Source organism: Aquimarina sp. Aq78, from assembly GCF_900299525.1.
Classification (GTDB): Bacteria; Bacteroidota; Bacteroidia; order Flavobacteriales; family Flavobacteriaceae; genus Aquimarina.
On record NZ_OMKA01000001.1, the window covers coordinates 465742 to 479877 of the forward strand.

Annotated in this window: 12 protein-coding genes; 4 read left to right on the forward strand and 8 right to left on the reverse strand. The window is 32.3% G+C overall.

Features of this window, described 5'->3' with window-relative positions:
* Positions 1 to 43: 43 nt before the first annotated feature.
* Both DG435_RS01980 and DG435_RS01985 read right to left on the reverse strand, forming a co-directional pair.
* Complete coding sequence (locus DG435_RS01980; RefSeq protein WP_106793598.1) at positions 44 to 985, reverse strand: PD40 domain-containing protein; 942 nt, start codon at positions 983 to 985, stop codon at positions 44 to 46.
* Positions 986 to 1034: 49 nt separating this feature from the next.
* Positions 1035 to 3434 carry a TonB-dependent receptor domain-containing protein gene (locus DG435_RS01985; RefSeq protein ID WP_106793595.1) on the reverse strand — a complete coding sequence of 800 codons (2400 nt, stop codon included), beginning with the start codon at positions 3432 to 3434 and terminating at the stop codon, positions 1035 to 1037.
* A gap of 236 nt (positions 3435 to 3670) precedes the next feature.
* Here DG435_RS01985 and DG435_RS01990 point away from each other — a divergent pair, with 236 nt between their 5' ends.
* Both DG435_RS01990 and DG435_RS01995 read left to right on the forward strand, forming a co-directional pair.
* Positions 3671 to 5350: a histidine kinase gene (locus DG435_RS01990; RefSeq protein WP_108840552.1), complete on the forward strand. Its 1680-nt coding sequence runs from the start codon at positions 3671 to 3673 to the stop codon at positions 5348 to 5350.
* Between the two features lie 4 nt (positions 5351 to 5354).
* Positions 5355 to 6053 (forward strand): LytTR family DNA-binding domain-containing protein, encoded by a 699-nt coding sequence (locus DG435_RS01995; RefSeq protein ID WP_106791396.1) that lies wholly within the window; start codon positions 5355 to 5357, stop codon positions 6051 to 6053.
* Between the two features lie 5 nt (positions 6054 to 6058).
* On the opposite strand, the gene DG435_RS02000 is transcribed toward DG435_RS01995, so the two are convergent.
* Both DG435_RS02000 and DG435_RS02005 read right to left on the reverse strand, forming a co-directional pair.
* On the reverse strand, positions 6059 to 7225 hold the full coding sequence (locus DG435_RS02000; RefSeq protein ID WP_106791395.1) for an MFS transporter: 1167 nt from the start codon (positions 7223 to 7225) through the stop codon (positions 6059 to 6061).
* On the reverse strand, positions 7218 to 7805 hold the full coding sequence (locus tag DG435_RS02005) for an HD family hydrolase (RefSeq protein WP_106791394.1): 588 nt from the start codon (positions 7803 to 7805) through the stop codon (positions 7218 to 7220). The genes DG435_RS02000 and DG435_RS02005 overlap by 8 nt, the downstream gene beginning before the upstream one ends.
* A gap of 93 nt (positions 7806 to 7898) precedes the next feature.
* Here DG435_RS02005 and DG435_RS02010 point away from each other — a divergent pair, with 93 nt between their 5' ends.
* Both DG435_RS02010 and rlmF read left to right on the forward strand, forming a co-directional pair.
* Positions 7899 to 8471, forward strand: a complete 573-nt coding sequence (locus DG435_RS02010; RefSeq protein WP_106791393.1) for a Crp/Fnr family transcriptional regulator — start codon at positions 7899 to 7901, stop codon at positions 8469 to 8471.
* Positions 8472 to 8482: 11 nt separating this feature from the next.
* A complete protein-coding gene (gene rlmF / locus DG435_RS02015) occupies positions 8483 to 9337 on the forward strand; it encodes a 23S rRNA (adenine(1618)-N(6))-methyltransferase RlmF (RefSeq protein WP_106791392.1) in 855 nt (284 codons plus the stop codon).
* Between the two features lie 3 nt (positions 9338 to 9340).
* Here rlmF and DG435_RS02020 read toward each other — a convergent pair whose 3' ends face one another.
* The 4 genes from DG435_RS02020 to DG435_RS02035 form a co-directional block, all read right to left on the reverse strand.
* Entirely contained in the window at positions 9341 to 10894 is a 1554-nt protein-coding gene (locus DG435_RS02020; RefSeq protein ID WP_106791391.1) for a DEAD/DEAH box helicase, read from the reverse strand.
* A 168-nt stretch (positions 10895 to 11062) separates the two neighbouring features.
* Entirely contained in the window at positions 11063 to 11254 is a 192-nt protein-coding gene (locus DG435_RS02025; protein ID WP_024770156.1) for a cold-shock protein, read from the reverse strand.
* 85 nt (positions 11255 to 11339) lie between these two features.
* A complete protein-coding gene (locus DG435_RS02030) occupies positions 11340 to 12650 on the reverse strand; it encodes a DEAD/DEAH box helicase (RefSeq protein WP_106791390.1) in 1311 nt (436 codons plus the stop codon).
* Between the two features lie 5 nt (positions 12651 to 12655).
* Positions 12656 to 13996: a DEAD/DEAH box helicase gene (locus DG435_RS02035; RefSeq protein WP_106791389.1), complete on the reverse strand. Its 1341-nt coding sequence runs from the start codon at positions 13994 to 13996 to the stop codon at positions 12656 to 12658.
* Positions 13997 to 14136 lie beyond the last annotated feature (140 nt).

A 14136-nucleotide genomic window follows, 5' to 3' on the forward strand; every position in this document is an offset into this window, starting at 1 on the left:
GTATACACAATTAGTATCCAAATTATGTGTGCTAAGTTTATAATTACTTCTTAAAATCATTTGGTCTTACTTTATGAATAACCTCTGTGCTTACCCAATAAAAGTTTGATAATCCACCTTCTTCGTTATATCTGCCAAAAAATAAAAATTTACCATCTGGAGTAATACTAGGGCATGTTTCAGCAAAATTAGAATTTACTTCATTTCCAAGGTTAATTGGTTTTGACCATGTTCCGTCTTTCTTCTTAAAATAGACATATATATCGCTCTTTCTTTGATCATCTTCTTTGTTTCTAGCATTTACTACTAAAAAATCTTGGGATGGGGCAATAAAACCGTGAAATCCAGATTCAATTCCAACTTCGTGTACTTGGGGAAATTTGCCATTTTTATTAGGTGCATAATACATTTTTCGTTTTGACACATTGGTATAAAAAAGATCTCCGTTTTTCGCTTCATTCGAATAAAAAACAAAATCATCATTTATAGGTGAATCAAGCTGTATAGCATCACTCCAGGAATTCTTGAAGCGGTTTACATACCAAGTTTTAACTGATTCTTTATGGTGAGGCGATGTAAAAGAATCATGGGCTGCAAAATGAATATTTTTACCATTAGGGCTAACAAATGGATGCATTTCGCCAACTTTTTTGCCTTTTGTAAAATTTGCTTTTTTAGGATTTGTCCATTTTTTGTCTTCGAATTTTGAAAAATAGATACTTGGATCTTCGTCTTCTTTATTAGCTGAAAAATATACCTCATCTAAATCAGGAGAAAACGAAATACCATGTTCATATCTTCCATTTATTGAAATAATTCCAGGAGCAAAAATTTCGGGAATTAAACCTGGAGGTTTTTGACCAAAATAATAAGATACTTCTGTAGTTAGCGAATCATCACCTTTTGGTTTATGTTTTTTAGTATTACAAGCATTTAAAAATAGTGCAAATACAAGTATTAAAAATATAAAATTGTGATTTCTCATTGTTATAATGTTTTGTATTATATAAGCGATAATATAGTTATGTAACCAATTAATTTCTATTACTTCGTTGTACTCGTCTGGTTTTGTGCCCCGATTTACCATTAAACTTATATACAAAACTCAATGACCATCTCGCACCATTACGACTTCTCATCTGGTTTACAAAAAAGTCTGTACCGGTTATCTCTTGTCGGGTTTTACGACTATCAAAGACATTACTAACATTAAATATCAAATTCGCCTTATTTTTAAATAACTTTTTACTGGCTCCCAAATTAAGATATGAAATTGATTTTCTTTTGGATTGAGCATTACCTCTTTCTCCCTGGTAATTAAACCTACTTTGAATTGTAATCCCATGTTCGAGTTTTATTCTAGTGCTTAAAGAAGTCTGCCATGTTTCATCAGAGAAGTCTAGTTCTTGTGTCCCAGCTGTACCTTCCTGATCAAAACGATAGGCATTAAAATCTCCATTAAAACTAAGCCATTTTAGAGGGTTATAAGAAGCTGAAAGCTCAAAACCATATCGTTTTTCTAAATCTAAATTGATGATTGTACTTACAAAAATACCATCATCATTCTGAGTAGTATACCATTGCGTATCATCTGTAGTATAGGAATAATAAATACTCGGGTTTATTGTGAATTTTGTTCCTTTTTGTAGAAGCGATAGTTCTACAGCATCTGTAAATGCAGATTTTAATGTTGGATTACCAAAAAATCGAGTATTAAAATCTTCAAGTTCAGAAAATGGGTTTAGCTGCCATAGCGATGGTCTGTTTATTCTTTTACTATAACTTACTTGAAAATTTGTTTTTTCACCTATAGCATATCCTAAATTTAACGTAGGAAATAGATTCGTAAAGGCATTAGTGTTATTAAAACTACCCTCCTCATCTTTGATATTGATATTAGTATCTTCTATTCTTAAACCTAGTAAATAGCTAAACTTACCTATCTTACTTCCGTATTGAACATATCCTCCAACAATACGCTCATCATACGCTATCTCATTATCCAGGTTATCCAATAGTTGATAGTTATCATTTACAAACTCTTCGGCAATAAACCCATCGGTTACATGCCTGTTTTCAAACTTAGCTCCGATTTCCAGTTTTGTATTTTCTCCAAAAGGAGTCACAAAATCAGATTGTAAAACAATATCATTATTCTTGTTTGTAGATTTTGTTCTTAAATTTGATATTGGTGTAATTGCAGGTGTCACTTTTTGAGTGCGTACCCCCCATTTTTTTGTACTATCCCAGAAATCATACTGTAGGTCAAAAGTTAATTTCCTTCCTTCTTTTGCAAAGGTTTTGGTATAATTCATTTCAAGCTGGTTATAAGATCTTTTTTCTTTAGAATTTCCTAGCGTAGTCAATATACTATCAATTGCCGTCGTAGTAGAAGTATATCCATAAGAAAGCATTGTTTCATCTGTATCTTCTGTTTGATTTCTATAAAAAGCAGCTGTGATAGCATTGTTTTCATTGAGATAGTAGTCTGCACCAACATAAATTAATTTTCCATCATCATGCCTGTCCTGATCTTCACGTTGGTCTAAATGTACAGTAGTGTTATTTCTGGTAGATGTCTGTTGTTTAGTATACTCTCCTTCATAATCTGTATATCGTATTCCGGCATTAGCAAAAAAGTTGAATTTTTCTGCCTTATAACTAAAACTCCCATATAATCTATAATCATCCGGAGTTCCTACAACAGCTCTTAATTGTCCTGTTAGTCCTCCTTTGGTATTCTTCTTAAGAATAATATTTATGATCCCTGCAGATCCTGAAGCATCATATCTTGCAGAAGGGGTAGTAATTACCTCTACCCGATCTACATTATCAGATGGAATTTGTTCTAATGCCTGGGCAGATGTTAAGCCAGAACGTCTACCATTAATTAAAATAGTAACGTTGGCATTACCTCTTAATTGTACCGCTCCTGATGGATCTACTGCAACCGATGGTACATTACCTAATACATCTGTAACCGAACCACTTTGTGATAATATATCTTTACCTACTTTAAATACCTTTTTGTCTAAACGTAAAGAAACTTGTGATACCTCGGTAGTAATTTTTACTTCATCAAGGGAAACTGTTTCTTCTAATAACAGGATAGGTTTTAGATTTATTTTTTGACGAGATTCTTTGATTTCCAATGGTTCTGAGTGTGCTTTAAACCCGGTATATGTTACCTCTAAATTGTAATTTCCGACAGGAATGTCCATAATAATATACACTCCTTCCTCATTAGTAATTACTCCTTCAACTAATTGCTGTGTTGCATCTTTTAAAACTACCGATGCAAATGGTAAAGCTTCGTTTGTGATATTCTCAATTACTTTTCCGGTAACTTCTGCATTTCCCTTTTTTGATTGTTGTGCCATAGTACAGGTTATTGAAAACAATACTATTAGTAAGGCATTTAAATTTTGTTTCATCTGTTTATTTACTTGTTTTAGTTATCAGATGGAATCGCCAGTATTCATTTAGATTTTCATTACAGTCTAATAGATTACGGGGTATCACATACTGTTGTTTTTTGATTGATTGGGGTAAAACTCGGTTTTAGTCAGTATCTTTTCAAGGTATTTTTCATCAACTGCTCTATATATGGATGAACAGCTCTAAGAAGTCCTGTTTTTAAGTTAATTTTGTCTCATACTATTTATGATACATGAATTTTAAATCACTATACCGTTTCCTTTTAGTATTCACTGTTCTGCTGGTAAGTTCCTGTTCTAGAGATCGTATTTCTAAAACAAATGATTCACGATATAAACTTGGAGATCAACCAGAATGGGCTACCAAAAACTGGAATGACCAACAATGGAAAAATAAAGTAGATGTAACCGAAAGAGAAGTTTTTTGGTCCAGAACCGAGGTTGAAATTACAAAGTCCCCCGAATTGTTCCAACGTTATGGGATATTTATAAATACCTTTGGGGAATACGATGTCTTTTGGGATGGTGTACTTATTGGTGAAAACGGAAATCCCGGACAAGAAACTACTCATGATTCATCGGGTGAGTTATGGGCTACTTTTAGTATTCCTGACACTTTAGCAACAAAGGGATCCCACGTATTAGCATTACGAACCAGTCTACATTATTATCCAGATCATTCTAGAAAACTTTATGTATACGTAGACGATTATGATCATTTGGTACGATCTGGGCTTATCAATACAGCTTTTATGCATATTTTTGCGGGTGCATTCTTATTAGCTTCTCTATATTTCTTTTTTCTTTTTTTAAGTGAAAACAAAGGATATCCAATCTTGATCTTTAGCATTAATTGTTTTCTCTTTTTTGCTTTGATCATGATGGAATATGTTAAATTCTATGTTCCTATTCACTATAGTCAACATCACATTCGATTGGAAGTTATAGGAGTTCTAACTTTTATTATTGCAATTTTGACTCCTCTATACTTTTCATTACAATTTCCTTTTCCCAGACAGAAGATAATTTTATGGATATATATAGGTGTTCTAATATATGTATTCTCAATACAACATGAAAATCATGATTATACTGCTTATAATATGGCCATGACCATGTGGTTTTTTTCTTTTGGGATAGTAGTTTTTGGGATCTATAAAAGAATGAAAGGGGCTATCATAGTACTATTAGCATTGCTCATATGTGCGCTCATAAATGCTATTACTTATTATGATATCAGTCTTTTTGCAGGTTTTGGGATTATCCTTCTTAGTATGTTTTATATACTCTCTGTAAGAACAAAAGAACAGCGACTTGCTTATGAAGAATCTTTAGTACAATCTACTCGCCTTCGGCTAGAATTGCTTAAAAAGAATATTCAACCTCATTTTTTGATGAACACTCTAACTTCATTGATAGATTGGGTTGAAGAATCTCCACAAAAAGGAGTTGCTTTTATAGAAGCGCTGGCTCAGGAATTTAAACTTTTTAACCAAATAGAAAATCAAACTCTAATTCCTATTGGTCAGGAAATAGAATTATGCCGTTCGCATCTTGATATTATGGAGTATCGAAAAGAAATAAAATATCATTGGGAAGAAGAAAATATAGATCCTAATCAAAAAATACCTCCGGCAATACTACATACCTTATTAGAAAATGGAATAACTCATGGCCTCCCAAATGATGACAATAGTATAACATTCAAATTAATTTTTGAAACCAGTGATACTTATAAAATCTATACATTTTTAACGATTGCCAAAGTGAGAGATACAGAAAAAAAGATAGTAGAAGGCACAGGAATTAAATATATTAAGGCAAGACTAACCGAAAGCTATGCTTCTAAATGGAATTTTTCTTCTGAAGCTACTCCAAACGGTTGGAAAAACAGTATAAAAATAGATAACTAGCCCTATGAATATCCTAATAGTTGAAGATGAAGCCAGAATAGCCAAGAGAATTGAAAGAATGACCAGGGAATTCTTTACAAACACGCTAGAATCGTTGCATCGTGTAGAAGCGCTACCCGAAGCATTGGAGTTTATTAAAAATAATTCGCTGGATATAGTACTTCTGGATTTAAACCTTAATGGAGAAAGTGGTTTCGATATCCTCGGTACAGCAGTCTCAGAATCGTTTCATACCGTTATCATTTCTGCAAATAGCGAACAGGCAATATCTGCTTTTGAATATGGTGTTTTAGACTTTGTACCTAAGCCTTTTAGCATGGATCGATTAGAGCAAGCCTTTAATAGAGTCCTTTCAAAAGAAAAGACAGAAACTCATAAGATTAAACTTTTGGCAGTTAAGAAAAAAGGCCGAATACAACTGATCCCAATTGAAGAAGTTCTTTTTATAAAGGGAGCGGGTGCATATACAGAACTTTTTCTTACTAATGGAAGAAAAGAATTGCATGATAAATCTCTCGAAAAACTAGAGCAACTGCTACCAGAAACTTTTGAGCGTATTCATAAATCATATCTGGTAAAAATGTCAGAGATAAAAGAAATTATCGTGAAATCAGGTAGTAAGTATATTGCAGAATTAAAGAATGGAGAACTTATTCCTATCGGAAGAACAAAATACAAGGATATAAAAGCAAAATGGCTTTAGTATTTTTATGACTTCTCTTTAACTTTATACATCATATATATAAATGCTATAAAAACCATAAATGCACACGTATACATAATCAGTGGGATTTTAGAAATGACATCTTGATAATACCACCCAGAAAAGAAAGCCCCTAAACCAATACCAGCTTCTAGGGCAATGTACATCGTAGCCATTGCTTTCCCTCTATGATTAGGGTCGCTCATATCTACAGTCCAGGCGTTTAATGTTGGAGATAGTATTCCCATAGCTAATCCATAGAAAACTGCTGCAATAAGCAATCCATTAGCCGTATCCAGAAAGCCAATGAGGATGAGTGCCAAAAATAAAATGATAAGACTTATAATAATTATAATTTTTCGCCCATAATTATCTGATACTTTCCTCGTCATAAATCGAATACACAAAGAAGAAATAGTAAAAACAATAAAAAACGTTCCTTTATTAATAATCTCCAAATGATCACTCCAATCTGGAATTAAGGTTAAAATAACTCCAAAAGCGATATAGCATAAAAAAGTTACAATTGCAGATGGTAGAACCTCTACTGCAATGATGTCATTTTTTGAAATCTTGAGAATAGATTGGTTAAAGCGCTGGGAAGTTTTAAGGGTTTCTTTTGTATTTATTACTAACGCGACAGATATGAAAGCAACTAATGAAGAGCTATAGAATAGTACATCAAAAGAATAATACATTTTAATAAAACTCCCCAGAGCTGGGCCCAAAGCTAAACCTGTACTAAAACATAAACCTTGTATCCCGAAAGCTTCTCCCCAACGTTCTTTGGGAACAATATCTGCTATGTATGCAGAAATTGCTGTTGGGCTAAAACCAGTAGAGAAACCATGTAATAATCTTAAAAAAAGAAAACCCGAAATAGTAGTTAACACAGGATACAAAAAACCACATATTAAACATACAATTATACCAATAGTCATTACGGGCTTGCGTCCGATTGTATCTGTAATTTTACCACTAAAAGGCCTTGATAAACCTGCTGTAAGTGTAAATAAAGAAATGATTAACCCTTTATATTCTGCCCCACCAAGACTACTTAAATATGCAGGTAATTCTGGGATTAACATATTATAGCTCGCAGAAAAGAATAAGGAACTTAAGCTAATCAATGCAAAATTAATCGTATAAATAGAATGCTTCTGATTAATCATCCAATACGACTTTATAATATGTATTAATTAATGTTTCAGAATACTCCCACAAGCTATTAGAACCTTTATTTATAGTCTTTGTTTTTTCGTGTACTTTTTGATATTCAACATCAAAATCATGCCATGTACCACCATTATTAGAATCATTTTGAAGAGTGGGTTCAAATCTATCTAATGCCTTGGCAAATTTTGCCTCATTAGTTTTTCCTTCTTCAAACTCCAGCCAAATTTCAATAAATTCTTTTGATTGTTCTTCGGGGAGTATTCCAAATATTCGCTTAGCTGATTTTAGCTCTTCTTCGGTATTTGTATGATTTTTTACGGTGTCGTAAATAAAAATATCACCTGTATCTATTTCAACAACATCATGAATCAATACCATTTTTAAAACTTTAAGAATATTAATAGGTGTATTAGAATGTTCTGCTAAAACAAGTGCCATCATAGCCAAATGCCAGCTATGTTCTGCATCATTTTCTCGTCTGTCACTATTAAATAATTTGGTTTGACGTTGTATGTATTTGATTTTATCAATTTCTTTAATAAATTCTATCTGCTTTAATAATCTTTCCATTTGCATTATTTTATCCCTTTTTATTGTATAATTTTACTGAGTTCAAAGAAATAATTTGTAGAATTAAATAAAAAGGACAAATGTCCAAGTGTCAAAAAAATGATAAGAACAGACCAGGAATTATTGGATTATATTGATATTCTTTGTCGTTTGGATATTGATTATTTTATTGAAGAAAGGTTTCTGCCAAAACAAAAAATAATAGAACAAGATAAAAGATATACTTCGGTTTTTATTATTAAGGAAGGTATCACTAAATGTTATTTGTCTGATGAAAATGGAAAGGACTTTATTCAGGAGTTTCTGGGTAAAGGAATGAAGTTTGGAGAATTAGAAGTCTTTAGTGGTAAATTAAGTTTTTGTAGTATTGAAGCAATTACAAGATTAGAAGTTTATAAAATTTCATATACAAATTTCAATTACTTATTAGAGCAAGACAAAAGGTTTAATAGATTGGTTATGAAAGCTATGGCTGTTAAAATTGGTTATAAAGCTCCAAGACATTCTTACCAACAATCCTATACCATAGAAGATAATATTCTAAAGCTTAAAGAAGCTTTTCCAGAGCTTACAGAAGTGATTTCTAAAAAAGATATCGCTAATTATATGGGAATTACTTTAAGAAGCTTAAACAGGGTATTGATGAAATTAAACGATAAGAATCATAAATAAATTAAATAAGCGTGCATCCCAATAATATTCATAATAAACCATACGATTTTACAACACTAATTAATGCGCATGAGGCATTAGAAACTTTTGTCTTTACCAATACATTTGGGAATAGCACAATAGATTTCTCTGATCATAAAGCAGTTTTGGAGTTAAACAGAGCTATTTTAAAGCATCATTATGGATTAAAGGATTGGAGTATCCCTAAAGGTTATCTCTGCCCTCCTATTCCCGGGAGAGTGGATTATATACATCATTTGGCTGATATACTGGCAAAAGAAGGAGTTACTACCAAAATAAAAGGTTTAGATATTGGTATGGGTGCCAATTGCATTTATCCCTTTTTAGGGGCACAAGTATATGATTGGTATATGGTAGGAGCAGATATTGATGAAAAAGCGGTGATATCTGCAAAAAATAATATTAAAATAAATCGGCAGCTAAGTGATTCTATTGAAATAAGACACCAGACTAACAATGCGAATATATTTGAAGGAATTATAAAAAATGAAGAATTCTTTGATTTTACAATGTGTAACCCTCCATTTCATGCCTCACAAGAAGAAGCTTCTAAAGGGACACTTAGAAAGTTAAAGAATTTAGGAATTTCAGAAAATATTGAACTCAATTTTGGAGGTCAAGCCAATGAACTCTGGTGTAATGGCGGTGAAGCTTTATTCTTAAAACGAATGATAAAACAAAGCGTTACTTTTGCTAAACAAGTAGGTTTTTTTACAAGTCTCGTTTCTAAGAAAGAACATCTACCTAAATTAGAGAAACAATTAAATAAACTGAAAGCAACACATACTACCATTGCAATGGAACAGGGTAATAAAAGAAGTCGCTTTATTGTTTGGAAATTTTAAACACTAATCTTCTGGTGGTCTCCCATGAATTTCTTCAAACAAAGTATCAAAATTATCACGTAAATACGTACTTAACTTCTTTCGATAATCATCCTTTAACCAGGTCAAAAAATTATGAGTACTCTTACTGATACATTTAGCATAGGCCTGAATTCTATAATTAATATCCTCTCCCAGCATTTTAGCTAACCCCAATGCATCATAAATATCTTCACTATTTTCAACACATATCTTGGCGTGCTGAGCTATAGATTGTTCTAATACAACCTTAGATGATTGACCATTCTTTACAGATTGTATATACGTCTCTTTGATATCAAAATATACTTCTTCAGAATTAGCAAACTCTGCTCTTAATTCTGCTGGCATCTCATGTCTAAACTTTCCTTCAATCTCCTCATCATTAAGGAGTTTATCCATATAGTAATTTGGTGAATTAAATATTTTTTGCCAATCTAAATCTGCCCCCCATGGTCCAAAACGATAGAGATTATTCCCTAAATCAATTACAGAAAACTTAGATTTGTTTTTAAGGATACGAGAACCACGACCAATCATTTGATAATATAAAGTCAAAGATTTGGTAGCTCTATTCAAGATAATTGTATCTACCGTAGGTTCATCAAATCCTGTAGTTAAGATACTTACCGATGTTAAAATAGCATTAGGTGTTTCTTTAAACCATTTTAGGATTTGACTTCTCTGTTTTTTTGTGGCCGTATTATCTAAGTGTGCAATGGGAAATCCTGCTGCTCTAAATGTATCAAAAACATGTAATGAAGTATTAATTCCATTATTAAAAATTAGCGTTTTCTTACCCAAAGAATGTTTTTTATATGCATCTAGTAATTTACCCAGCATATCTTGGTTTGTGTACAGGTCTTCTGATGATTTTACTGTATAATCTCCATTGGATCCAACCTCTAAAGATGTCAATCCCATATTGTAAGCAAAGACTTCTGCACGAGCAAGAAATTCATTCTCGATTAGAGATTCTATCGTTTCACCAACAATCAATTCATTATAGTTATCCTTCATCGGCAATTTCATATTCGAACTCAATGGTGTAGCCGTAACTCCTAAAATAAACGATTTTTCAAAAAATTTAAATAATTTGGTAAAAGAATTATAATGTGCTTCATCAATAATAACTAAACCAATGTCTGAGATATCAAGTTTATCTTCATTTAGTCTATTATTTAAAGTTTCTACCATAGCTACAAAGCAACTATACTCCTCCTGATCATCAAGATTTGCTTTGCTATCAACTACTTTATTAATTACCCCAAACCCTGTAAGCATTTTAGATGTTTGCTTACACAATTCTATACGATGTGTCATCACTAACACTTTTTTGTTATGATGTTTAAGGTATTGTCTTACTATTTCAGAAAAAATAACTGTCTTACCACCACCAGTTGGTAGTTGATATAACAGGTGATAATCTTCTGGAGCGTCTTCAAAACTTTTAAAAATTTTATTGATTGCTCCTTTTTGGTAACTGTATAATTCTTTACCGGTTTTTCTTTCTTCTGACTCTGTAGTTATCTCAGACATAACTTTCCATTTTTTTAGGCCTGTAAAATTAATGTCTTTCAGGAATTTTGAAAGGATTTTGTCTTAAAAAATAATAAACTTTATAAGAAATGTTCTTTCAGTGTATTATAAAGAAAGAGGCCCATCAATTATGATGGGCCTCTTGATACAAAATTTAAGCGTATATGTTTAGATAACTTTTACGTTTACTGCATTCAATCCTTTGTTACCTTCTTTAAGGTCATACTCTACTTCATCGCCTTCACGAATCTCATCGACTAATCCAGAAATGTGAACAAAATACTCTTGGTTTGAACCTTCTTCTTTAATAAAACCGAAACCTTTGGCATCGTTGAAGAATTTTACTGTTCCTTTACTCATTGTAATATAATTTAATTTTAATAATTACTTTATGCATTTCAAATATGATGCCATAAATTTACAAGCAATAAAACTGTATTTCTTTCTAGATACTAGTTACCCTTATTTTTTTCTTCTTTAATCTACTATTATTCAATGTTGCGACTAGTTCATCGGCTATAGATACAGGGACAGCAACAAACGTACAATCTTGTTTTAACTCTATAACTCCTAATTGATCCTTATTAATTTTACCTTGTTTAAAAAATAATCCAGCGATATCTCCTTTAGAAATTTTATCCTTTCTACCTCCAGAAATAAATAAGGTTTGCCAATATTGAGGTTTTCGTACAGAGTGCTTAGTAATCGTTTCTATTTCTGCATTTTCGATAAAATCTGGTAAGTTTTCCTTTTCCCATTTCAATACATAAGCGGTTCCTTTAGCATTTACTCTGGCTGTTCTGCCATTTCGATGTGTAAATTCTTCTATTTTTAAAGGAAGCTGGTAATGAACAATATATTTAATCTCTGGGATATCGATTCCTCTGGCTGCCAAATCGGTAGCAATAATAATCTGATGGGTACCGTTTCTAAATTTGATTAAAGAACGTTCTCTATCTTTCTGCTCCATTCCTCCATAAAAACAACCATGACTAATATTATTTTTATCCAGAAAATGACTTACCTCGCTTATAGTATCTTTTAGATTACAAAATATAATTCCGGGTTGATTACCTAATTGATGTAATAATGCAACAAGAGTATCTAACTTGTTTTTTGAAGGAGAAACTACCGTTTTTATTGTTAAATTAGAAACACCATCATCCAAGTAATCAATAATAGTTGGGTTTTCTAATTTGACAAAATCAGGAATGTCTATTTCCTGTGTGGCAGAGGTTAATATTCTTCTATTTATTCCTGGCAGTTCATTTATAATACCTCTCATTTCGTATTCAAAACCAACTTCTAATGATTTGTCAAATTCATCCAGCACCAATGTTTTTATGCTTTCTTTAGAAAAACGCTCTCTACTGAAATGATCTGCAATTCTGCCCGGTGTACCAATAAGAATTGCCGGAGTATGCTTCAGTTCTATTTTATCTTTAGAAATAGAACGACCACCATATACAGCATTTACTTTATATCCTGATCCCATTTCTCTAACTACTTGTTCTATTTGAATAGCTAATTCTCTTGATGGCACCAAAACTAAAGCTTGTATCTCTGTACTTTTAGGATCTAAATTAGCAATAATAGGCAATAAAAATGCCAGAGTTTTACCTGTTCCGGTAGGAGAAAGTATAATTGTATTTTCGGTTTCTTCAATGGCAACAAGAGCATCTTCCTGCATTGGATTCAAACACTTAATATTTAATTTATCAAGAATATGCTGTTGCTTTTTAATGATATTTGCCATACGTTTTATTTCTTTTTCTTCTTAGGTATTTCTGTTTTTGTATGAGTAGAATTGGTGTGTTGCGCAAGGTAATTTGCTAACAGTTTCTCTATCAATTCTTCTTTGGTAAGGTGGTGAAAAACTGTCTTTATTTTTTCTTTAAACTCAGCAGAAACTGTATGATTGGGTTTGGTTTTAAATATTTTTCTTGCCCACAAAAGTCCATTATTTTCTTCGATACTTTGTTCGTCAGCTTTTTTGAATTCTTTAAAAACTATACCTAAAACAGATTCAAATTCTGGTATATCTTCTACCTCTTCTTGTTGTATTATCGTTAAAGATAACCCTTTTGCTCCTGCTCTTGCCGTTCTTCCACTTCGATGTACATAAGTATCGTAAACATCTGGTAAATGATAATTGACTACATATGATATTTCTTTGATATCAATTCCTCTGGCAGCTAAATCTGTAGCAACAAGAATATCTATATGTCCTTCTCTAAATTGCCCCATAATTCTATCACGAATAGGTTGTGATAAGCTACCGTGTAGTGCTCCGGAAGAAAATTTATTAATTGCCAGGTTCTTTGCCAGCTTATTTACTGCCGCTTTTGTTTTACAAAAAATAATACCTCGCTCTCCTTCTTTTGAGCTAAGAAAATGCATTAAAACTTCTAATTTCTCTATAGGTTCTACAACAACATACCGGTGATCTATACCCTGATGTCCAACGGTTTCCATATCTGCACTTACATGAATAATGTGCTTAGACATATAATTTTGTACCAGCTGCTTTATGGTTCCTGGCATCGTAGCTGTAAACAGAATGGTTCTCCTATTTTTTGGTAGCACAGCAACTATTTTATCCAAATCTTCTTTTAAAGAGCTTACCATCTCATCTGCTTCATCAAGAACCAGATAATTAGCACTTTTAATATCAATAGCATTACGGTTTATCAAATCAATTAAACGTCCAGGAGTTGCAATAACTATATGGGTCGTATTCGTTAAACGTTCTATTTGGGGTTTGATAGGAATCCCTCCACAAACTGATGCAATAGAAATATCTGGCAAATACTTAATAAAAGATGTTAAATCGCTATGAATCTGATGTCCTAATTCTCTGGTTGGAGCCAATATTACGGCCTGAATGCTTGGACTACTTGCATCAATCATTTGCAACAACGGCAATCCGAATGCAGCTGTTTTTCCTGTTCCGGTTTTGGCTAAACCAACAAAATCATCCTTCTTCTGTAATAAAATAGGAATTGATTTTTCCTGAATATCGGTTGGTGTAGAAAAATTTAGATCTACTAAACTTTTTTGTAATGGAACTAAAACTCCTAAATCAGAAAACTGTCTTGACATAAAATAATTTTTGGTAAAGATAGAAGTATAAATAGAGTATTCTGTACAGTTTTAAAAAAGCTAGCGAATAAATGGCTTTACATGGTATATTATTTCATCAAGATCTTTGTTCTACGGCTATGAGATCTATGGTTTTTTGT

Bases quoted from the DNA above. Each gene is read 5' to 3' on its own strand.
- DG435_RS01980 (WP_106793598.1), bottom strand. From the start codon at position 985: ATGAGAAATCACAATTTTATATTTTTAATACTTGTATTTGCACTATTT.
- DG435_RS01985 (WP_106793595.1), bottom strand. From the start codon at position 3,434: ATGAAACAAAATTTAAATGCCTTACTAATAGTATTGTTTTCAATAACC.
- DG435_RS01990 (WP_108840552.1), top strand. From the start codon at position 3,671: ATGAATTTTAAATCACTATACCGTTTCCTTTTAGTATTCACTGTTCTG.
- DG435_RS01995 (WP_106791396.1), top strand. From the start codon at position 5,355: ATGAATATCCTAATAGTTGAAGATGAAGCCAGAATAGCCAAGAGAATT.
- DG435_RS02000 (WP_106791395.1), bottom strand. From the start codon at position 7,225: ATGATTAATCAGAAGCATTCTATTTATACGATTAATTTTGCATTGATT.
- DG435_RS02005 (WP_106791394.1), bottom strand. From the start codon at position 7,805: ATGCAAATGGAAAGATTATTAAAGCAGATAGAATTTATTAAAGAAATT.
- DG435_RS02010 (WP_106791393.1), top strand. From the start codon at position 7,899: ATGATAAGAACAGACCAGGAATTATTGGATTATATTGATATTCTTTGT.
- DG435_RS02020 (WP_106791391.1), bottom strand. From the start codon at position 10,894: ATGTCTGAGATAACTACAGAGTCAGAAGAAAGAAAAACCGGTAAAGAA.
- DG435_RS02025 (WP_024770156.1), bottom strand. From the start codon at position 11,254: ATGAGTAAAGGAACAGTAAAATTCTTCAACGATGCCAAAGGTTTCGGT.
- DG435_RS02030 (WP_106791390.1), bottom strand. From the start codon at position 12,650: ATGGCAAATATCATTAAAAAGCAACAGCATATTCTTGATAAATTAAAT.
- DG435_RS02035 (WP_106791389.1), bottom strand. From the start codon at position 13,996: ATGTCAAGACAGTTTTCTGATTTAGGAGTTTTAGTTCCATTACAAAAA.